Below are 20,528 nucleotides of genomic sequence, written 5' to 3'. Positions count from 1 at the left end.
GAACATGGACCTTACGCAGCAGCAACTCATCAACATCATGCCCAACGCCCGCGCCCAAGCGGGCGTTTTCATTTTTCCTCTCAACAGCGCAATGTCTCGGCACCTTATCGACACGCCCAAACGCATGGCCGCGTTCCTGGCCCAGGTCGGTCATGAGTCGGGCCAACTGCGTTATGTGCGCGAGCTAGGCAGCGAGCAATACCTGAGCAAATACGATACCGGAACCCTGGCCGTTCGCCTGGGCAACTCGCCCCAGGCCGACGGTGACGGCCAGAAGTATCGCGGCCGAGGGCTGATCCAGATTACCGGTCGTGACAATTACCGTCGTTGCAGTCAGGGGCTGTTCGGCGACGAACGCCTGCTGGCCTTGCCTGAGCTTCTTGAGCAACCGCAATGGGCCGCCGAGTCCGCTGCGTGGTTCTGGGAGCAGAACGGCTTGAACGAACTGGCCGACCGCGATCAGTTCAACAGCATTACCCGCCGTATCAACGGCGGTTTGAACGGCTTGGAGGAGCGCCTGCAGCTCTGGGCTCGGGCGAGGGCGGTGTTATGCCAACCTTCGGCCTGATGCCTTTTTCGTCTCGCGCCCTGGGCGTTGTTGTGTTGCTCGCGCTGCTGGCCGGCGGCTCGGCGATGCTCGCGTGGCGGTTCCAGGACTGGCGTTACGGACAGCAGTTGGCCCGACTCGCACAGTCCCAGGCCGAGACGCTTAATCAAATGACCCAAGCGGCCGCGACGCAGCAAAAGGCCGAGCAAGACAAGCGCCTGGCCCTGGAACAACAACTCTCCACCAGCGAACAAACCCATTACCGAGCCTTGAGCGATGCCCAACGTGACCAGGATCGCCTGCGCGATCGCCTTGCTACTGCCGATGTCCGGCTGTCAGTCCTCCTCGACGCCGACGATGTTGCCGCCGGTTGTGCAATGCCTGCCGCCACCCGCGCCGGCGGCGTGGATCATGGAAGCGCGAGAACCCGACTTGACCCGGCGCATGCTCAACGAATTATCGCCATCACCGACGCCGGTGATCGCGGATTGATTGCCTTGCAGGCCTGTCAGGCCTATATCAGAGCGCTGGATCAGTAATCCGCCAAGCCTTGCAAGCTTCCATTGCTCGTGTACGGTAGGCCTCATTGCGTCGAATCAGGAGAGCATCATGGACGACATTACCGAACTGGCCGCTGAACTGGGCCAGCGCCTGCAGTTGCTCAATGCCCACGTCACCACGGCCGAGTCCTGCACTGGCGGCGGGATTGCCGAGGCGATTACCCGGATTCCCGGGAGTTCGGCCTGGTTCGAAGCCGGTTTTGTCACCTATTCCAATCGCCAGAAGACCCAGCAGTTGGATGTCCCGACCGAGTTGTTCGAGAAGGTGGGGGCGGTCAGCCGCGAGGTGGTCGAAGCCATGGTTCGAGGCGCGCAGCAAAAAAGCCTGGCGCGTTTCGCCGTGGCGGTCAGCGGCGTGGCCGGGCCGGACGGGGGCTCGCCGAGCAAGCCGGTGGGCACGGTATGGCTGGCCTGGGGCGTTGGCGAGGCGGTGATCAGCGAGCAGCGATTCTTTGCGGGCAACCGCGACGAGGTCCGCCGACAAACGGTGAAGGCCGCGCTAGAGGGGCTGTTGCAACATGCCGCTGTAGAAATCTCAAATCAGGGGTAGGCGATCCTCAATCGCTGTGGAATAATACTGGCTACTTATACAGGTGTTGGCCGTCAGGCCTTATTGATTACGTGAGGACTTTAATGGACGACAACAAGAAGAAAGCCTTGGCTGCGGCCTTGGGTCAGATCGAACGTCAATTCGGCAAGGGTGCCGTAATGCGTATGGGCGATCAGGACCGTCAGGCTATTCCTTCCATCTCCACCGGCTCCCTGGGCCTGGACATTGCGCTTGGCATCGGCGGTCTGCCAAAAGGCCGAATCGTTGAAATCTACGGTCCTGAATCTTCCGGTAAAACCACGCTGACCCTGTCCGTGATCGCCCAGGCCCAAAAAGCCGGCGCGACCTGTGCCTTCGTCGACGCTGAACACGCCCTGGACCCGGAATACGCCGGCAAACTGGGGGTCAACGTCGACGACCTGCTGGTTTCCCAGCCGGATACCGGTGAGCAGGCCCTGGAAATCACCGACATGCTGGTGCGTTCCAACGCGGTTGACGTGATCATCGTCGACTCCGTGGCGGCACTGGTACCAAAGGCTGAAATCGAAGGTGAAATGGGCGACATGCACGTGGGCCTCCAGGCTCGCCTGATGTCCCAGGCCCTGCGCAAGATCACCGGTAACATCAAGAACGCCAACTGCCTGGTGATTTTCATCAACCAGATCCGCATGAAGATCGGCGTGATGTTCGGCAGCCCGGAAACCACCACCGGTGGTAACGCGCTGAAGTTCTACGCCTCGGTCCGCCTGGACATCCGTCGTACCGGTGCGGTGAAAGAAGGTGATGAGGTTGTCGGCAGCGAAACCCGCGTCAAGGTCGTGAAGAACAAGGTGGCTTCGCCGTTCCGTCAGGCCGAGTTCCAGATTCTTTACGGCAAGGGCATCTACCTCAACGGCGAGATGATCGACCTGGGTGTATTGCACGGTTTCGTCGAGAAGTCGGGTGCCTGGTATGCCTACAACGGCACCAAGATCGGTCAGGGCAAGGCCAACTCGGCCAAGTTCCTGGCTGACAACCCGGAAGTCGCCGCCGCCCTTGAGAAGCAACTGCGTGACAAGCTGTTGAGCCCGGTTGCAGATGTCAAGTCCGTGGCTAATCGCGAGACCGCTGACGACCTGGCTGACGCTGACATCTGATCGATCCGATGACCGTCGTACTCGATACTCTCGTCGCGGTGCGGCGAACCGCGATGGACCTGCTCGCCAGGCGCGAGCACGGTCGCGTCGAGCTGACGCGTAAATTGCGTCAGCGCGGTGCTCCCGATGAGTTGATCGACACGGCCCTCGACCGTTTGACCGAAGAGGGTCTGCTGTCGGAGTCCCGTTATCTGGAAAGCTTTGTCTCTTATCGCGCTCGCTCCGGTTATGGTCCTTTGCGAATTCGTGAGGAACTGGGCCAGCGTGGTTTGCAACGCCCGGATATCGAACTTGCCTTGCGCGAAAGTGGTATCGATTGGCAGGAGCAACTGACGGACACCTGGCGCCGAAAGTTTTCAGGACATTTGCCCATCGATGCACGGGAACGAGCCAAACAAGGGCGTTTCCTGGCGTATCGAGGCTACTCCATGGAAATGATCAACCGCTTGTTCAGCGGTCGCGGTACGGATGACTAAACAAAAACGGCCTGCTATTTCGATAGCGGGCCGTTTTTTTATGGGCTCAGGTTACCTTGATGGGTTCCCAGGTGAGGGAATGGGGTTTTTGGGCGGGCTGGGCCCAGTTTTCCGGCAGGTTGATGTAATCCACCAGTTCCCTCAAGCGACCGTGATCCCGGGCGTTAAAGGTAAACGCCAGTCGCGTCAGATGGCTGAACTGGGCTTCGTCTTGCTCTTCACCGCTGTAGTCATGTTGATGAAAACAGTCGTTCAGGCACAAATCGGCGAATTCTCCCTGCATCTGCTGCAGCGCCTGTTCGTTTAGCTTGTGATTCATGCGGATCACGAACTGATGCTTGAGCCAGCGGCTGGAGTGGAAGTTGCGGTAGAACTGGTTGATCTCTTCCACGGCCTCGTCGGCGTTGTACACCAGGCGCATCAGCTTCATGTCGGTGGGCAGGATGTAGCGGTTTTCCTCCAATTGCTCGCGGATGAAGTCCAGGGCACCTTGCCAGAACTTGCCTCCCGGGACATCCAGCAGGACCACCGGCACCAGCGGGCTCTTGCCTGTCTGCACCAGTGTCAGGACTTCCAGCGCTTCATCAAGCGTGCCGAAACCGCCGGGGCAGAGCACCAGTGCATCGGCCTCTTTGACGAAAAACAATTTACGGGTGAAGAAAAAGTGGAACGGCAGCAGGTTCGGCGTGCCTTCAACGGTCGGGTTTGCATGCTGCTCGAAAGGCAGGGTGATATTGAATCCCAGGCTGTGTTCGCGCCCTGCACCTTCATGGGCTGCGGCCATGATGCCACCGCCGGCGCCTGTGATGACCATCATGTCTGAACGGGCCAATGCAGCCCCCAGTTCTCGGGCCAGGCCATACAACGGATGTTCGATGGGCGTTCGGGCCGAGCCGAAGACGGTGACCTTGCGCCGGCCCTTGAACTGTTCGAGTGTACGGAAGGCGTGTTCCAGTTCCCTCAGGGCTTGCAGCGTGATCTTGGCATTCCAGCGGTTGTGATCCTCCTGGGCCATGCGCAGCACGGTCAGGATCATGTCTCGGTAAATGGGGAGGTTGGGGCTGTTGGGGGATACCAGGTTGAGTTGCTCGTCAACCTTGCGGGTGAGGTCGTGGCCGTGGTTCTCAAAATGACGACTGAGCAGGTCATTCGGTTTGTAAGGCATTCAGCTTCTCCTTCTTAACAGAACCCCGGCCCGGATGAGAGATTCATCGGGGCCACGACACTCCGTGTGTCGTTGTCAGCCCAGGCATCGGCCTGGAGGGTGACCTGGCTTGACGCGGTCTGCAGCAAGGCGACCAAGCCATCCAGCGGTTCTGCTTTTCCCTTTGATAAAAAAACAGTCGCACGCCAAGGTGTTAGCCGGGCAGCCTCTTTCTGCCCGATGAAAATACTATGGATACTTCTGAATCTAGACCGTCATGCCGATTTTTGCTGCTCTGATCATGGCGCGCAAAAGTGACCGTTGGCAACCGCTGATGCATGCGCTGAACGATCGCGCCGCTCGTCAGATTGCCGGCCGGGTGCGTGCCGCTCTGATTTACTGATAATAAGCGTGCCTATGTAATTTGACGCCCAAGGTTGGGTGCCACGTGATGGATTGAAGCGGATCGGGCATGGAGGCAGGAGAAATGACCAGGGTCACTCTGGAACTCGACAGGCAGTTGTACTTGATGTTGTTGGAATCGGCACAGGCCAATCGGGTGAGTCTTGAGGAAGAATGCTGTCGTCGGCTGGGAGGGCGAGCGTGGCGCTCGCGTTACTTGCAGGCACTGGTGGCGGAGTTGCGCGCCGACGATGAGCAGCGGCGCGCAAGCACAGGTTGATTACTTCTTCGTCTTGGCGGGTTTCGGGCAATCCGATTCCTGGAAGCGCTCGGTCGCGACCGGACGGTTGGTCTTAATCTCGGTGAACTCGTAGCGCATTGTTGCGCCCTTGGCCATCAACTTGCGCAAACCCGGATTGGTACACACTGTAGAGCCCAACTGGAAATACACGGCCTTGGGGTCTGCGCGCATTTTCTGGGCGTGGCTGCTTTGCACGCTGAGATGGTTGATCAGCTCGGTGCCTTCGACAGTATAGCCCTGGTCGAGAATGTCTTCGTTGATCGCCCGCGGCGTACCGACGCTACTTTCCTTGGCGACGTTCTGCAGCATCTTGTTCAGTTCGAGTTCTTTCAGCGAAGCAGCCTGAGCGCTGAAGGACGTCGCCAGCAGAACGGCAACGGTAGGGACGATAAGGCGCAGCATGAAACTCTCCTGGTTCAGTGACTGGTGGTTCGACCGATCACATGACTGTGCGTTCAGTGGCCGGGAATTATAGGGGAGCCGGGGTGGACGGTACAGGCGCGTGCGCTCTGGTAGACTGCCGGCCTTTATTGCCCTGCCGAGTGTCGTTCGTGTCGAGTTTTCCTGTCTGCCGGCGTTGCCCACGATGATTCACGCCCCTAACGCCGTAGCCCGTCTGCGCGACCAGCGCATCGATGAAGGGATCAGGCCGATTCAGGCCCGTGGCTGGCGCGCGCCCCGTTGCAGCGCCTGCCGAGTGATCGAGAGCCATTGTCTATGCGCCTGGCGTCCGAGTGTCGAGACCCGATCCGGGGTCTGCCTGATCATGACCAGCAAGGAAGTGTTCAAACCGAGCAACACCGGTTGGCTGATTGCCGATGTGGTGCGCGACAATCACGCGTTCATCTGGTCGCGCACCGACGTCGACGAGCAGCTGCTGGCGCTGCTGAACGATCCGCAATGGCAACCATACCTGGTATTTCCGGGCGAATACGTCGAGCCATCGCGCGTTACCCACACGGTTGACTTCGATCATTCCAAGCGCCCGCTGTTCATTCTGCTGGATGCGACCTGGACCGAGGCGCGGAAGATTTTTCGTAAGAGTCCGTATTTCGACCGACTGCCGATCCTGAGCCTGCTGCCCGACAGACTGTCGCGTTACCGCCTGCGCCGTTCGACCCGCAGCGAGCACCTGTGCACCGCCGAAGTGGCGGCATTGTGCCTGGAACTGGCGGGGGACAGCGATGCCGCTTCGGCCCTGGACGCCTATTTCGATGTGTTCAGCCAGCATTACCTGGGCGCCAAGGGCCAACAGGAAGTGAACGTATCTACCCCGGCCCACGCCGAGTTGCAAGCCTTTATCCGTACGACGCAAGCAGTATTGGCCCAATAGTGGCCCATACTGGACACTGTGGCGGCCGTGCTGCTTGACCACCCCGGCTTCGCTGGGCATGCTTGGCGCCGACCAGGGCGCCGCCAAACTTTGAAACGCCGTGTTTGGCGTTGCATGTGCCCCTGTAGATGCCGCTGCATGGCGGTGTCTTGAGTTGTCTTGGCGAGGCGCGAATGCATCGGGCCTGCCATTAAAAACAGGATCATTTGAAAAATGGCCACATACGAAATCCTGATTGCCGATGATCACCCGCTCTTTCGCAGCGCGTTGCATCAGGCTGTGACCCTGGGCCTTGGCCCGGCTGTCCGGTTGACGGAGGTGGCCAGTATCGCGGAACTGGAGGTCCAGTTGACGGCGAAGGCCGATTGGGACCTGGTGTTGCTGGACCTGAACATGCCCGGCGCCTATGGTTTTTCAGGGCTGGTGCTGTTGCGGGGCCAATACCCGCAGATCCCCGTGGTCATGGTCTCGGCCCAGGAAGAAGCCTCGGTGATGGTCAAGGCCCGGGAGTTCGGCGCCAGCGGATTCATACCCAAGTCCAGTTCCCTTGAGATGATTCAGAAGGCCGTGAAGGCGGTCCTGGACGGCGATGTCTGCTGGCCGCCCCAGGCGTTCGAAGCGGTGAGCGTGTCTGAGGAAGCCAAGGCCGCCAGCGAGGGGCTGGCCAGTCTCACGCCGCAGCAGTTCCGGGTGTTGACCATGGTCTGCGAAGGCTTGTTGAACAAGCAGATTGCCTACGAACTGAACGTTTCGGAAGCCACCATCAAGGCCCACGTCACGGCGATCTTTCGTAAACTGAACGTGCGCACCCGGACCCAGGCGGCCTTGCTGCTGCAACAACTTGAGTCAATTTCGCCGCAGTCATAGTGTTCCAGTTCACGCTTTTTTGACCGGGTATGAATTAGCTTCTCCACTCCTTTTCGATCAGTTGCCCACACTATGTCACCTTTTAAAGGCCAGACCGGCCTGAAACGCATCCTCAACGCCTCTGGCTATTCCTTGGACGGGCTGCGTACGGCTTTTGTCGGCGAAGCGGCTTTCCGTCAGTTGGTGCTGCTCAACGTCGTGTTGATTCCATTGTCATTCTTCCTGAACGTCAGTCGTGTCGAGCAGGCGCTGCTGATTGCCGTGTGCCTGTTGGCATTGATCGTGGAATTGCTCAACTCGGCGGTGGAGGCGGCCATCGACCGCATCTCCCTGGAGCTGCACCCGTTGTCAAAAAACGCCAAGGACATGGGCAGCGCTGCCCAGTTCGTTGCCCTGACGATGATCGCGTTGGTGTGGGGCGTGGTGCTGCTGTAACGGCTCAGGCAATGGTCGGCAACACGATTTCGTCGCTGCGCTGGGCCCCGGCGGTGAAAGCCCGGCACAGCTCGAGGAATTCGCGCATGGCCGAGGTCTGGTACTTCTGTTTATGCCAGATGAAATAGAACTGCCGCGCCAGGTCCATGTCTGGGGTTTCCACTGCGACGAGACTGCCGCGGCGGAAGGCGTCGCGCAGGGCCAGGCGTGATATGCAGCCAATGCCCAGGCCGGACTCCACGGCGCGCTTGATCGCTTCGGTGTGTTCCAGTTCCAGGCGGATATTCAGCGCGCTACGGTGGTGACGCATGGCCTGGTCGAAGGTCAAGCGTGTGCCGGAACCCTGTTCCCGTAGAATCCACGCTTCATGGGTCAGTTCCTCCATGGTCGCCAGGCCGCGCTTGGCCAGCGGGTGTTGAGGTGCGCAGAACACCACCAGTTCGTCCTCGACCCAGCTCTGTACCTCGATGTCCGGATGGCTGCAGTCGCCTTCGATTAGACCCAGATCAATTTCATAGTGAGCAACCTGGTGCACGATATTGGCAGTGTTCTGCACATGCAGCTTCACCTGGCTTTCTGGATGGCGTTGCATGAATCCGCCGATCAGCAAGGTCGCCAGGTAATTGCCGATGGTCAGCGTGGCACCGACCGCCAGTGAGCCAAAACCGGACTTGCCGTTGAGCAGGTCTTCGATTTCCTTGGCCTGGTCCAGCAGCGCCACTGCCTGGGGCAGCAGTTGTTTGCCCAGGGCGTTGAGGCTCAGGCGCTTGCCGGCACGGTCGAACAATTGGCAGCTCGATTGCCGCTCCAGTTCGGTGATGGAGGTGCTGGCCGCCGACTGCGACAAATTGAGTTGGCCCGCAGCGCGAGACACGCTTTCCTGCTGGGCGACGGCGACGAAGACTTGAAGTTGACGGAGAGTAAATCGCATATCTATATAACCGATAACCCTTATCTTAATAATCCATTTAACAGATATTGTCGCCGCCATTAGAATGCGATGCAATTGCGCAGATTATCGGCGCAGGCATTATTCCCAGGAGTCCCCGTACATGAGCAACATGAACCACGAGCGTGTCCTCAGTGTTCATCACTGGAACGACACTCTGTTCAGCTTCAAGTGCACCCGCGATCCGGGCCTGCGCTTCGAGAACGGTCAGTTCGTGATGATCGGCCTGCAACAGCCCAATGGCCGCCCGCTTATGCGCGCTTACTCGATTGCCAGCCCGAACTGGGAAGAGCATCTCGAATTCTTCAGCATCAAGGTGCCTGATGGTCCACTGACCTCCCAGTTGCAGCACCTGAAGGAAGGCGACGAGATCATCATCAGCAAGAAACCCACCGGCACCCTCGTGCTGGACGATCTCAAGCCTGGCAAGCATTTGTACCTGCTCAGCACCGGTACTGGTCTGGCGCCGTTCATGAGCGTCATCCAGGATCCGGAAACCTATGAGCGTTTCGAAAAAGTGATCCTGTGCCACGGCGTGCGTTACGTCAATGAAGTCGCTTACCGCGAGTTCATCACCGAACATTTGCCGCAGAACGAGTTCTTCGGCGAAGCGCTGCGTGAAAAGCTGATCTACTACCCGACCGTGACGCGCGAGCCGTTCGAGAACGAAGGCCGCCTGACCGACCTGATGCGCAGCGGCAAGCTGTTCCGCGACATCGGCCTGCCACCGATCAACCCGCAGGACGACCGTGCCATGTTGTGCGGCAGCCCGAGCATGCTCGACGAGACCAGCGAAGTGCTCAACAGCTTTGGCCTGACCGTTTCGCCGCGCATGCGCGAGCCGGGTGATTACCTGATCGAGCGGGCGTTTGTAGAGAAGTAACCCTCGGTTTATACGGTGGCAGCGACTCGATCTAACAGTTGCCCACAAAAAAGCCCGCGTCGCCTGATGAAGGCAGCGCGGGCTTTTTCGTTCTGGTGGTTACGGTTTCGCTGGAATCACTTCCAGTACCCGAATCAACCCCGCCTGCGGATAATGCCAGCGAACGTCCAGGTCCCAGAACTGCGCGCCATATTCCCGTTCGGCGGTAGGAACCTGGTACGCCGGGCGTGGGTCTTGGGCCAGGCACTGTTCAATGAGCGCCACCAAGGGCTCTCCCAGGCGCGTGGCATGTTCGCGGGCTTGAAGCAGGGCAGTGTCCGCCCATTGCACCGGAATCAATTCAGGCGCTGCGCTGGCGATGCTGTTGGAGGCCGAGTCGATGATGTCGGCGTAGGGCACGTAGGGCTTGATGTCGAGCACTGGCGTGCCGTCCAGCAAGTCGATACCCGAGATCCACAGGCGCCCGGCTTCGACCCGATCCAGCTTCACCACCGACTGGCCGATGCCGTTGGGGCGGTGGGTGGCGCGGGTGGCGAATACACCCATGGACTTGTTACCGCCCAGGCGCGGCGGACGGACCTTCAACCGTGGCTTGTCTTCCAGGGACTGATGAAACAGGAACAACAGCCAGACATGGCTGACCTGCTCCAGCCCCTGCACCGCCTCGCCCTGATCGAACGGCGCCACCAGCTCCAGCACACCACGCGCGGCCGGGGCCAGTTGCGGCTGGCGGGGGATGGCGAACTTCTCCTTGAAGCAGGAGCGGACGAAGCCGATGGGGGAGACGCTGTAAGTCATGGGTTGGGAACGATCAGGGCGACCATGGGGGTGTCAGCCGCGCACGCGCAGGGTCAGGCCCTTGAGGAAGTTGCGCAGCAGCTGGTCGCCACACGGACGGTAGTTGGTGTGGCCGAACTTGCGGAACAGCGCGCTCAGTTCCGGCTTGGACACCGGGAACTCGGCGGCCTTGAGGATCGCGTGCATGTCGTCTTCCTTCAGCTCGAAGGCCACTCGCAGTTTCTTGAGGATGATGTTGTTGGTCACCGGCACGTCGATCGGCTGTGGTGGACGGCTTTCGTCCTTGCCACGCTTGAAGATCACCAGGCCATCGAGAAAATGCGCCATGACCTCGTCAGGGCAGAACACGAAGCCTTCTTCCTCGTCTTTCTTGAGGTAGCCCGCCAGGTCCGCCAGGGAGACGTCCAGGCCGCCCAGCTTGATGATCTCGATGACTTTCTTGTCGCTGATGTCGAGCATGTAGCGCACGCTGCGCAGTACGTCGTTGTGAATCATGTGTGCAGTCCTGATCAATCGGCAGTGGGCGCCCCGGTTCGGTGCGGCGCCGGAAAGTTAGAATTTCTCTTTGGCAGACAGGTAGCGCCACTGGCCCAGCGGCACCTTGCCGATGGACACGCCGCCGATGCGAATGCGGCGAATGGCGACGACCTTGAGCCCAACCGCCTGGCAAAACAGAGCGATCACGCCGGGCTGCGGGTTCTTCATGGCAAAGCGCAGGCGGTTCTCGTTCTGCCAGCTGGCCTTGACCGCCGGCAGCTCCTTGCCCTTGTAGGTCAAGCCATGGTTCAGGCGATTGAGGCCATGGGCGACCATCTCGCCTTCGACTTCCACCACGTATTCCTGCTCGATCTTGGCGGCGTCGGCGGTGAGCTTGCGCAAGATCTTCCAGTCCTGGGTGAACACCAGCAGCCCGCTGGCGTTGGCCTGCAGGTCGGCGCTGGCGGTCAGGCGCAGGAAATGACCCTTGAGCGGCCGCTTGCCGAAGCGATGTTCTTCACTCAGGGTTTGCGGTCCAAGGGAAGCCATGGCGGTGTCTACATCCATGCCAGCAGGCGCATTCAGCAGGAGGGTCACCGGTTCCGGCGCGGTGGCCTTGGCCTCGGGGTCGAGTTCGACCTTCTGGGTGGTGACCTTGAACTGCGGCTCATCGATCACTTCGCCATCCACGGTGACCCAGCCGCCCTCGATGAACAACTCAGCCTCCCGACGGGAACAGCCGACGAGTTCGATGAGGCGTTTGGAGAGACGAATCGGGTCAGTCATGACGGGGGCCGTAACAAAAAGAGGGTGGGCATTGTACCTGCCTGGCGCCGGTTAATCGCGGGTCCATTTGCCTCATGCCGTTTTTAGCCGCGCCCAGCCTTCAGGTCGGGTTGCTTGTAGCGCATGTGCAGCAGTGGGTAGGGCTGGTTCATGCCATCTTTTGCCGAGCGCCCGACCACCTCGAAACCTTGCTTGAGATAAAAGCCCAGGGCTTGCGGGTTCTGCTCGTTGACGTCCAGTTGATCGGCATTCAGGTGTTCCATGGCGTAGCGCAGCAGTTGCTTGCCCAAGCCCTGGCCTCGGTGTTGCGGGGCAATGAAGAGCATCTCGATCTTGCCCGCCGCGACGCCGGCGAAACCGGTGATCCGCTGGCGCGCGTCCCGGGTGCAAATGAGCATCACCGCATCCAGGTAACGGGTGAGCACCAGGTTTTTCAGCAGCTCGATGTAGCTGTCCGGCAGGAAGTCGTGGGTGGCGCGTACCGAAGCCTCCCACACCTGGGTCAGTTCCTGGTAATCGCTCGGTTTGGGTGTGTGGATGACCGAATGCTGACGCATGCCCGCCTGTTCCTTGCGCTGGATATCTCCATACGATAGCTGCAAAAAAGCCCCGTATCTTGTGGCAAGAGCGGGGCTTTTCAATTTTTTACCGAGTTTCGCAAGAGCCTGTGGGAGCACAGCTTGCTCGCGATGGCGGAGCATCAGTCAACATTTGCAGTGGCTGACACTGGGCTATCGCGAGCAAGCTTTGCTCCCACAGGCCAGCCGATCTGCTCAGTTCACAAATCAGCCGATCTGCTCAGCCCACAAATCGTACTCATCGGCATCGGTCACCTTGCACCAGACCTTGTCGCCCGGCTTGAGGTTGCTGCCATTGTCGATGAAGACGTTGCCGTCGATTTCCGGGGCGTCGAAGAAGCAGCGGCCCACGGCGCCTTGTTCGTCCACTTCATCTACCAGCACTTCGATTTCACGGCCGATGCGCATTTGCAGGCGCGCCGAGCTGATGGCCTGCTGGTGCGCCATGAAGCGCTCCCAACGGTCCTGCTTGACGTCGTCCGGCACCACGTCCAGGTCCAGGTCGTTGGCCGGTGCGCCTTCGACAGGGGAATACTGGAAGCAGCCGACGCGGTCGAGCTGGGCTTCGGTCAGCCAGTCCAAGAGGTACTGGAAGTCTTCTTCGGTTTCACCGGGGAAGCCGACGATGAAGGTCGAACGGATGATCAGGTCCGGGCAGATTTCGCGCCAGTTCTTGATGCGGGCCAGGGTCTTGTCTTCGAACGCCGGGCGCTTCATGGCCTTGAGGACTTTCGGGCTGGCGTGCTGGAACGGGATGTCCAGGTACGGCAGGATCTTGCCGGCCGCCATCAGTGGGATCAGTTCGTCGACGTGCGGATACGGGTAGACGTAGTGCAGGCGGACCCAGACGCCGAGAGTGCTGAGGGCTTCGCACAGTTCGGTCATGCGGGTTTTCACCGGGGCGCCATTCCAGAAACCGGTGCGGTATTTCACGTCGACGCCGTAGGCGCTGGTGTCCTGGGAGATCACCAGCAGTTCCTTGACGCCGGCCTTGACCAGGCGCTGGGCCTCGTCGAGCACATCGCCCACCGGGCGGCTCACCAGCTTGCCGCGCATCGACGGGATGATGCAGAAGCTGCAGCTGTGGTTGCAGCCTTCGGAAATCTTCAGGTAAGCGTAGTGGCGCGGGGTCAGCTTGATCCCTTGTGGCGGCACCAGGTCGATCAGCGGGTTGTGGTCCTGGCGCGGTGGTACCACTTCGTGCACGGCGTTGACCACTTGCTCGTATTGCTGTGGACCGGTCACGGACAAGACGCTTGGGTGCACGTTGCGGATGTTGCCTTCTTCCACGCCCATGCAGCCGGTGACGATGACCTTGCCGTTTTCCTTGATGGCTTCGCCGATCACTTCCAGGGATTCAGCCTTGGCCGAGTCGATGAAGCCGCAGGTGTTGACCACGACCACGTCGGCGTCCTGATACGTAGACACAACATCATAGCCTTCCATGCGCAGCTGGGTCAGGATGCGCTCGGAGTCGACCAGAGCCTTCGGGCAACCCAGGGATACGAAGCCAACCTTCGGATTGGCTGGCGCGGTAGTGGTGGACATGTCTAACCTCGGTGTAAGGGGGATCGTCTCTTGCCGAGACAGGGCGCCTGGCGCGCCTCTGATCAAAAAGTGCGCAATTCTATCTGTGGCCGGGCTGCTTGACCAGCTTTATACCGGGAAATGCGACGAGTGCTGCGCTATGCTTCGCGCCTTTGCTACCCGGTGAATCTTTACCGTTAAGCGATTGGTTGTAGCGGCAGTTACAGGAGTGCCGGCTGGGATAAGCCTTGTGCTTCTTATTAGAACGGTGGATCAGGCAGTAGGGGTATTGAATGGCGCATGCAAACAGCCAAACGGCAACAACTGGGCATTCAACTGCCAAACCGGTGAGCATGCTAGTGGCGGCGGCAGGGGTGGTTTATGGCGATATCGGTACCAGTCCGCTTTACACCATCAAGGAGGTCTTCTCCGGTCAATATGGCGTGCAGGTTAGCCATGACGGCGTACTGGGTATCCTGGCATTGATTTTCTGGTCGCTGGTCTGGGTCGTTTCGATCAAATACGTGCTGTTCATTCTGCGAGCGGATAACCAGGGTGAGGGGGGCATTATGTCGTTGACGGCATTGGCCCGTCGCGCATCGGCGCCTTATCCCAAGTTACGCACGGTGTTGGTGACGCTCGGGCTGATCGGTGCCTCCCTGTTTTACGGCGATAGCATGATCACCCCGGCGATTTCCGTGTTATCTGCCGTGGAAGGTCTGGAGGTGGCCTTCAACGGCCTGGAGCACTGGGTAGTGCCTATGGCGCTGGTGATCCTGATTGCACTGTTTTTGATCCAGAAACACGGCACCGATCGGATCGGTAAATTGTTCGGCCCGGTCATGGTGCTGTGGTTTGTGGTCCTCGGTGGGCTGGGTATTCATGGCATCGTTCAGCAACCGCAAGTGCTTGAGGCGTTGAACCCAGCATGGGGGGTGCGATTTTTCATGGTTCATCCAGGCGTTGGCCTGGCAATCCTTGGTGCTGTGGTGCTGGCGCTGACCGGTGCCGAGGCCTTGTACGCCGACATGGGGCATTTCGGTCGTAAACCAATTGCCCGTGCCTGGTTTCTCCTGGTATTGCCGGGATTGGTGCTCAATTACTTCGGTCAGGGGGCCTTGCTGCTGGAGAACCCGGAAGCTGCACGCAACCCGTTCTATCTGTTGGCTCCGGGATGGGCCCTGGTGCCATTGGTGGTGCTCTCGACGCTGGCCACTGTCATTGCCTCGCAAGCGGTGATTTCCGGTGCATTCTCGCTGACTCGCCAGGCTATCCAGCTCGGTTATATCCCGCGCATGCATATCCAGCATACCTCCAGCGCCGAGCAAGGGCAGATATACATTGGTGCTGTGAACTGGGCACTGATGGTGGGCGTGATTCTGCTGGTGCTGGGCTTCGAGTCGTCGGGAGCGCTGGCATCGGCCTACGGCGTAGCCGTGACGGGGACCATGTTGATCACCAGTATTCTGGTTTCGGCGGTGGCTCTGCTGCTGTGGAAGTGGCCGCCGCTGTTCACCGTACCATTGCTGCTCGGTTTCCTCGTGGTAGACGGCCTGTACTTTGCGGCTAACGTTCCGAAGATCGTTCAGGGGGGGGCATTTCCGGTGCTGGCGGGGATCGTACTGTTTATCCTCATGACGACGTGGAAGCGCGGCAAGGAGTTGCTCGTCGGGCGCATTGATGAAAGCGGATTACCGCTGCCGATTTTCATCAGCAGCATCCGCGTACAACCGCCCCACCGGGTGCGGGGAACTGCGGTGTTCCTCTCGGCACGCCCGGACGCCGTGCCCCATGCGCTGTTGCACAACCTGCTGCACAACCAGGTGTTGCATGAACAAGTGGTGCTGCTGACGGTGGTCTACGAAGACATCCCCCGTGTACCGCCGCAGCGGCGCTTCGAGGTCGATGCCTACGGCGAAGGGTTCTTTCGGGTGATCCTGCACTTCGGCTTCACCGACGAGCCGGACGTCCCGCAGGCGCTCAAGCTCTGTCATCTCGATGACCTGGACTTCAGTCCGATGCGCACCACCTACTTCCTCAGCCGCGAGACCGTCATTGCTTCCAAGCTCGAGGGCATGGCTCGCTGGCGCGAGGCGTTGTTCGCCTTCATGTTGAAGAACGCCAATGGCAATCTGCGCTTCTTCAATCTGCCGTTGAACCGGGTGATTGAACTGGGGACGCAGGTCGAGATGTAAGCCCACAAAAAAGCCCCTGCAGCCGTAACGCAGCAGGGGCTGGGTGTCATGCGTGTTTCAGATCACTGCTCGACTGTCTTGTTCTGCCGCTTGTTGATCTCATCGATCAAGCGCTTGGCCAGGGCCGGGTAATTTTCGTCGAAGTGGTGGCCGCCAGGCAGCTTGATGACTTCGCCCACGACGGTTTTGTCGGTGCAGCCGCTTTCATCGGCTTCTTCAGCGCCGTAGATGCACACCACCTTGTCGGCTGGCAGCTTGGCCATTTCCGGGCCGGTGGCGGCTTCGGTGCCGGCGTTGCCGAGCCAGCCTTCGACTTCGATCTCGAAGCTGCCGGTGCGGGCAAAAGCCAGCAGTATGATCGCATCGACCCGCTGCTGTTCGGTGGCCGGCAGGCGATTGTAGATGGCTGGCAACACGTCGGCACCGAAGGAGTAGCCGGTCAGGATGAAGCGCTTGGTGCCCCAGATCTGGCGGTAGTGCTGCATCAGTTCACTCAGATCCGCCGCGCTTTGCTCCGGGCTCTTGTGCTGCCAGTAGTAGCGCAGGGTGTCGATGCCGACCACGGGGTAGCCAATCTTGGCCATTTCATCGGCCACGTCGCGGTCCAGGTCACGCCAGCCGCCGTCCCCGGAGAGAAACAGGGTCACGGTATCCCGCGCCTGGCTGGCTGGGACTTCCACCACCGGGATGCTCAGTCCGCCCTTGGCCTTGTCGGTGCCCACCAGGATCTTGCGCAGCTCGTTGTTCAGTACCTGCGGCAGGTTGATGTCGTAGTCGCTGATGCTGGTTTCGGCATTCGGCTGATCGCGTACGAAACCGGCACTGGTGTCGTCGGGGTTATCGTTCCAGGCCACCAGCCAGTGGCCATGGGCTGCGCTTTTGGGCAGCAAGTGCGTGCAGCCCGGTTTTTCCAGGGCCAGGTCCACCGAAACGGCCTTGGCCTTGTCATCCTTCTGCTCAGCCAGCCAGCGCCAGGCCAGCACGGCGCCCGGACCGATGCCGCTGACCAGTGTGGCAGGCCCCTGGAGCTGGCGCAGGCCAGCCTGCAGGGCGCGACCTTGCAACATGCAGTCCTTGGGCAGGATCACTTGGACGATCTGCGCCGAGCCGCTGCCGCTGAGGGTCGTCAGCTGTGTGTCGCTGAGCTTCTGCTCTTCATTGACCGCCACCAGCACCTGGGCGCGCGGCTTGGTGCCGGGGATGACCCGGGTCATCGCTACGCCATCGGCGGGCGCGAGCTGTTCCAGGGTGGGTTGTGGGGCCGGGCGGTTCCAGTACCAATAACCGCCACCGAGAATCACCGCCAGCACCAGCAGGGCGGCCACTACGTATCGCCAGGAGCGTTGCATCATCAGCGTTTCACCAATCCAGTCAGGCCGCCTGCTATCAGGGCGGCGGTATCAGCCAGTGCCACCAGCGGATCGAGTCCGGCGGGCACGGCCATGTAACGAGGTTCCCAGTCAGGCTGGAATTTATCTTTGAAGCGGCGCAGCCCCTGGAAATTGTAGAGCTGCTCGCCACGGCGAAACACCATCGAGCCCAGGCGTTGGGTCAAGGGTGCGCCGCGACGCGGTTGCAGGCCCGACAGCGGGACCATGCCGAGGCTGAAGCGGGCGTAGTCATGGTTTTTATAATGCTGGATGAGGCCGACCATCATGAATTCCATGGTCAGTTTCGGGGCCTCGGGGTGGGCGCGCATCAGGTCGAGGCTGGCCAGTTCGTGGCTGTGGGTTTCCAGCAGGTTGGCGAACGCCACCGGCCGGCCCTCGAAACGAATCACCGCGATGCGGAAATGCTTGAGGTAGTCATCGCTGAAACGGCCCAGGGAGAAACCTTTCTCACGCACGCTCTTGCCGGTCAGCCAGGCGTCGGAAATGACCTTGAGCTCATCCATCGGTGCCTGGCCCGGTTCGTGGATCTCCAGCGACAGGCCGTCACGGGTGCCGCGGTTCCAGGTGTAGCGCAAGTCCTTCATCTCTTTGCCCTTGGCTTCGAGATCGAAACGCTTGAGGTCGACCCGTGCTTCCTCGCCCAGCTTGATGGCTGTCAGGCCGATGTCCATGTAGTACGGCAGGTTCTCGGCACGTACCTGATAGAACACGGGGCGGGCATGGTGGGTGTCACACAGGTCGCGGAACTGCCAGATCATTTCAGCCCGCTGCAGGGGCGGCCCGATCGGGTCGTACAACGCCACCAGGCTGCGGCCGCGGCGGGCGTACATCAGGAACGCCTCGTCGTTGGGGTGAAACAGCAATGCCTTGTCACCGGTCAAGGCCAGGCCACCGTCGGGTTGCGACGAGGTCATGAGGATCGTCTTGGCTCGCTCCAGTTCTTCGGCCGTCGGCAGATGGATCACCGGCCGTGCGGTGCGCAGCAACCAGGTCAGGGACACCACCATCAGCAGCACCGCGGCCCCCAGCAGGGAGCGCAGGCCGCGAGGAGCGTCGGCATCGAGGGTGAACTGCCACCACAGTTGATGGCTGTAGGGCACGTCCTGGTAGGCAAATAGCAGCAGCCAGGTCGACGCACCGAGCACGCAGAGGCTGGCGATCAGGAACAACGGGGAAAAGGGCAGTTCCGTCAGGCGGCTTGGACGATAAAAGGAGCGTCGGAATATCGCCAGCAGGGCGGCCGTCAGGGTCAGCAGCGTGGCTTCTTCCCAGTCGAAACCCTTGAGCAGCGAGAGCAGGGCGCCCACCAGGAGCAGAACCGTGGTCAGCATCCAGGCGGCTGACAGGCGACGGCGCAAGCCTTGGGCGAGCAACAGGCACAGCACGCCCACCAGGCTGGCGCCCAAGTGCGAAGCGTCGACCAGCCGATGAGGGATCAGGAAGCCGATGTGCTCCAGGCGGGTGTCGATTTCCGGTGTCACGCCGGAAAACAACAGCACCACACCCGAGAGGAACACCAGCACCGCCAGGATCGGCGCGGCGAAACCCGATGCCGCCCGCAGGGTCTGGCGCGTCTGGAACAGTCGTTGTGCCTCATTGATCAGCAGCAGTACGCAGGCCATCAGCATCGGCAGCAGGACGTAGATCAAGCGATACAGCAACAGTGCGGCGGCCAGCGGTGCGGCGCCGAGCTTGTCGGCAAACGCGGCCAGCAGGATCGCCTCGAATACCCCGACGCCGCCCGGTACATGGCTGAGCACCCCAGCGGCCAGCGCCAGCAGGTACACCAGCAGGAAAGCACCGAATGGCGGTGCCTCAGGCAGCAATAGATACAACACGGTCGCGGCGGCGGCGACATCCAGCGCGGTGATCACCAGTTGCAGGAGCGTCAGGCGTCGGCCTGGCAGGCGCAGCGTGCGGCGCCCGACTTTTACCAGGAGGCTGTCCCGATGAGGCTGTTCCGGCAAGCGTCGGCGGTAAATACCGATGGCCAACACGCTGGCGAGCAGCAGCACCACCACGGAAATTGCCCCTAGCAAAGTCGCAGGCAGGTGCAGCGCGGCGGATGCGGCGGGCAGGTCGCTGAGCGTCGCCAGGGCCGCCAACGGCGGCAATGCGCAGCCCAGGGACAGGCTGGCGAACAACGTCATGCGGGCGACATCCGGTGCCCCCAGGCCATGACGTGCATACAGGCGGTAGCGAACCGAGCCGCCCGACAGCAGTGACAGGCCAATGGCATTGCCGATGGCGAACGCGGTGAACCCGCCCAGGACCATGGTTTGTGGCGCCAGCGTCACTCCGGCATAACGGCTGGCGGACCATTCGTAGCCCAAAAGAATGATGAAGCCGGCTACCGTGGCAGCGATCGCGCCAAGCAGGGCTGGCTGGGGCACCTCCAGAATCGAGTCGTGCAGGGCGTACAGATCGAGTTCGCTCAGCAGGTGGCGGCAGGCAATCAATGCAATCGCAAACAGCAGCAGCGTGACAGCAAGGCCAATAGGCTGGCGGTACTGGCTGATCCGATCCAGCCAACGCAGTCGCTGGGCCTTGATCGGTTGTGTCGCAGTAACGGAGTCTTGCGGGTCAGACGAGTGGGCGCGCATCAATCACCTCTTGAGCTATGCGCGACAGGATGGGGGTATGCAGCCAAGTTACCAATCCCCGCGGTAAAAAATAATTACAAAATATTTGTAATGAGACCTTTTTTCACCAGACACAAAAAAGGCCACTCTTTCGAGTAGCCTTTCTTGATATTTGGTTGCGGGAGCCGGATTTGAACCGACGACCTTCGGGTTATGAGCCCGACGAGCTACCAGACTGCTCCATCCCGCGTCTGTGTGGCGGCATTCTACAGGCGAATGCCTGAGTGTCAACCGTTAAAAGGCAATGGGCTCAAATAAACGGTCGATCCGCCCCTTGCCTTCCTAAACGCTCGGAATTTAAAGGAAATTGTCCTACAAGTGGTTGCCTGTAGGGTGTCGCAGGCGGTGACGCTCTGATCAGACGGTCAAAAAACGGCACGCACAAAAAAGGCCACTCTTTCGAGTAGCCTTTTTTGATGTTTGGTTGCGGGAGCCGGATTTGAACCGACGACCTTCGGGTTATGAGCCCGACGAGCTACCAGACTGCTCCATCCCGCGTCTGTGTGGCGGCATTCTACAGAGGATCGCGCTGTTGTCAACCCTGGCTTCAT

The 20,528-nt window shown here is 60.3% G+C and carries 21 protein-coding genes and 2 tRNA genes; 11 read left to right on the top strand and 12 right to left on the bottom strand.

Features of this window, described 5'->3' with window-relative positions:
* Window positions 1–4 precede the first annotated feature (4 nt).
* The 5 genes from AC09SL_RS20405 (at window position 5) to recX (ending at window position 3,269) form a co-directional block, all read left to right on the top strand.
* Window positions 5–568, top strand: coding sequence for a glycoside hydrolase family 19 protein (locus AC09SL_RS20405; protein ID WP_058543742.1), 564 nt, complete (start codon window positions 5–7; stop codon window positions 566–568).
* Window positions 550–1,086, top strand: coding sequence for a lysis system i-spanin subunit Rz (locus tag AC09SL_RS20400; protein WP_058543743.1), 537 nt, complete (start codon window positions 550–552; stop codon window positions 1,084–1,086). The genes AC09SL_RS20405 and AC09SL_RS20400 overlap by 19 nt, the downstream gene beginning before the upstream one ends.
* Window positions 1,087–1,156: 70 nt before the next feature.
* Window positions 1,157–1,657, top strand: coding sequence for a CinA family protein (locus AC09SL_RS20395; RefSeq protein WP_064107047.1), 501 nt, complete (start codon window positions 1,157–1,159; stop codon window positions 1,655–1,657).
* An 83-nt stretch (window positions 1,658–1,740) separates the two neighbouring features.
* Window positions 1,741–2,793, top strand: a complete 1,053-nt coding sequence (recA, locus tag AC09SL_RS20390) for a recombinase RecA (RefSeq protein WP_003198351.1) — start codon at window positions 1,741–1,743, stop codon at window positions 2,791–2,793.
* 8 nt (window positions 2,794–2,801) lie between these two features.
* Complete coding sequence (gene recX, locus AC09SL_RS20385) at window positions 2,802–3,269, top strand: recombination regulator RecX (RefSeq protein ID WP_058546690.1); 468 nt, start codon at window positions 2,802–2,804, stop codon at window positions 3,267–3,269.
* Window positions 3,270–3,315: 46 nt separating this feature from the next.
* Here the strand turns inward: recX and AC09SL_RS20380 are convergent, their stop codons facing one another.
* Window positions 3,316–4,434 (bottom strand): LOG family protein, encoded by a 1,119-nt coding sequence (locus AC09SL_RS20380; protein ID WP_058546691.1) that lies wholly within the window; start codon window positions 4,432–4,434, stop codon window positions 3,316–3,318.
* A 466-nt stretch (window positions 4,435–4,900) separates the two neighbouring features.
* Between AC09SL_RS20380 and AC09SL_RS20375 the strand changes: the two genes are divergently transcribed.
* Window positions 4,901–5,095 (top strand): hypothetical protein, encoded by a 195-nt coding sequence (locus AC09SL_RS20375; protein ID WP_058546692.1) that lies wholly within the window; start codon window positions 4,901–4,903, stop codon window positions 5,093–5,095.
* Here the strand turns inward: AC09SL_RS20375 and AC09SL_RS20370 are convergent, their stop codons facing one another.
* Complete coding sequence (locus tag AC09SL_RS20370; protein ID WP_058546693.1) at window positions 5,096–5,518, bottom strand: quorum-sensing-regulated virulence factor family protein; 423 nt, start codon at window positions 5,516–5,518, stop codon at window positions 5,096–5,098.
* Window positions 5,519–5,702: 184 nt separating this feature from the next.
* On the opposite strand from AC09SL_RS20370, the gene AC09SL_RS20365 reads away from it, so the two are divergent.
* The 3 genes from AC09SL_RS20365 (at window position 5,703) to AC09SL_RS20355 (ending at window position 7,751) form a co-directional block, all read left to right on the top strand.
* Window positions 5,703–6,449, top strand: a complete 747-nt coding sequence (locus AC09SL_RS20365; protein ID WP_058546694.1) for a tRNA-uridine aminocarboxypropyltransferase — start codon at window positions 5,703–5,705, stop codon at window positions 6,447–6,449.
* Window positions 6,450–6,662: 213 nt separating this feature from the next.
* Window positions 6,663–7,316, top strand: a complete 654-nt coding sequence (erdR, locus tag AC09SL_RS20360; RefSeq protein ID WP_058546695.1) for a response regulator transcription factor ErdR — start codon at window positions 6,663–6,665, stop codon at window positions 7,314–7,316.
* Window positions 7,317–7,388: 72 nt separating this feature from the next.
* A complete protein-coding gene (locus AC09SL_RS20355) occupies window positions 7,389–7,751 on the top strand; it encodes a diacylglycerol kinase (RefSeq protein WP_058546696.1) in 363 nt (120 codons plus the stop codon).
* 4 nt (window positions 7,752–7,755) lie between these two features.
* Here the strand turns inward: AC09SL_RS20355 and AC09SL_RS20350 are convergent, their stop codons facing one another.
* The gene (locus AC09SL_RS20350) at window positions 7,756–8,682 is read right to left on the bottom strand and encodes a LysR family transcriptional regulator (protein ID WP_058546697.1); all 927 of its coding nucleotides are present in this window, start codon (window positions 8,680–8,682) and stop codon (window positions 7,756–7,758) included.
* A gap of 121 nt (window positions 8,683–8,803) precedes the next feature.
* On the opposite strand from AC09SL_RS20350, the gene fpr reads away from it, so the two are divergent.
* The gene (gene fpr / locus AC09SL_RS20345) at window positions 8,804–9,583 is read left to right on the top strand and encodes a ferredoxin-NADP reductase (RefSeq protein ID WP_003198368.1); all 780 of its coding nucleotides are present in this window, start codon (window positions 8,804–8,806) and stop codon (window positions 9,581–9,583) included.
* Between the two features lie 99 nt (window positions 9,584–9,682).
* Here fpr and tsaA read toward each other — a convergent pair whose 3' ends face one another.
* The 5 genes from tsaA to rimO form a co-directional block, all read right to left on the bottom strand.
* Window positions 9,683–10,381, bottom strand: coding sequence for a tRNA (N6-threonylcarbamoyladenosine(37)-N6)-methyltransferase TrmO (tsaA, locus tag AC09SL_RS20340; RefSeq protein ID WP_058546698.1), 699 nt, complete (start codon window positions 10,379–10,381; stop codon window positions 9,683–9,685).
* A 33-nt stretch (window positions 10,382–10,414) separates the two neighbouring features.
* A complete protein-coding gene (locus tag AC09SL_RS20335; RefSeq protein ID WP_058546699.1) occupies window positions 10,415–10,876 on the bottom strand; it encodes a YehS family protein in 462 nt (153 codons plus the stop codon).
* A 57-nt stretch (window positions 10,877–10,933) separates the two neighbouring features.
* Window positions 10,934–11,644 carry an rRNA pseudouridine synthase gene (locus AC09SL_RS20330; protein WP_024617635.1) on the bottom strand — a complete coding sequence of 237 codons (711 nt, stop codon included), beginning with the start codon at window positions 11,642–11,644 and terminating at the stop codon, window positions 10,934–10,936.
* An 83-nt stretch (window positions 11,645–11,727) separates the two neighbouring features.
* A complete protein-coding gene (locus AC09SL_RS20325; RefSeq protein WP_058546700.1) occupies window positions 11,728–12,201 on the bottom strand; it encodes a GNAT family N-acetyltransferase in 474 nt (157 codons plus the stop codon).
* Window positions 12,202–12,429: 228 nt separating this feature from the next.
* Complete coding sequence (gene rimO / locus AC09SL_RS20320) at window positions 12,430–13,770, bottom strand: 30S ribosomal protein S12 methylthiotransferase RimO (protein ID WP_014336847.1); 1,341 nt, start codon at window positions 13,768–13,770, stop codon at window positions 12,430–12,432.
* 332 nt (window positions 13,771–14,102) lie between these two features.
* Between rimO and AC09SL_RS20315 the strand changes: the two genes are divergently transcribed.
* A complete protein-coding gene (locus AC09SL_RS20315; protein ID WP_413468851.1) occupies window positions 14,103–15,944 on the top strand; it encodes a potassium transporter Kup in 1,842 nt (613 codons plus the stop codon).
* A 62-nt stretch (window positions 15,945–16,006) separates the two neighbouring features.
* Here the strand turns inward: AC09SL_RS20315 and AC09SL_RS20310 are convergent, their stop codons facing one another.
* The 4 genes from AC09SL_RS20310 to AC09SL_RS20295 form a co-directional block, all read right to left on the bottom strand.
* Window positions 16,007–17,296, bottom strand: coding sequence for a virulence factor family protein (locus tag AC09SL_RS20310; RefSeq protein ID WP_058546702.1), 1,290 nt, complete (start codon window positions 17,294–17,296; stop codon window positions 16,007–16,009).
* A complete protein-coding gene (mprF, locus tag AC09SL_RS20305; RefSeq protein WP_058546703.1) occupies window positions 17,296–19,938 on the bottom strand; it encodes a bifunctional lysylphosphatidylglycerol flippase/synthetase MprF in 2,643 nt (880 codons plus the stop codon). Before mprF ends, AC09SL_RS20310 begins: the two co-directional genes overlap by 1 nt.
* A 152-nt stretch (window positions 19,939–20,090) precedes the next feature.
* Window positions 20,091–20,167: transfer RNA gene (locus AC09SL_RS20300), tRNA-Met, on the bottom strand.
* A gap of 231 nt (window positions 20,168–20,398) precedes the next feature.
* A tRNA-Met gene (locus AC09SL_RS20295) sits at window positions 20,399–20,475 on the bottom strand.
* Window positions 20,476–20,528: the final 53 nt, after the last annotated feature.

The sequence above is a fragment of the Pseudomonas sp. PF05 genome, assembly GCF_056521845.1.
This window is presented reverse-complemented; position numbering and strand designations above follow the sequence as displayed.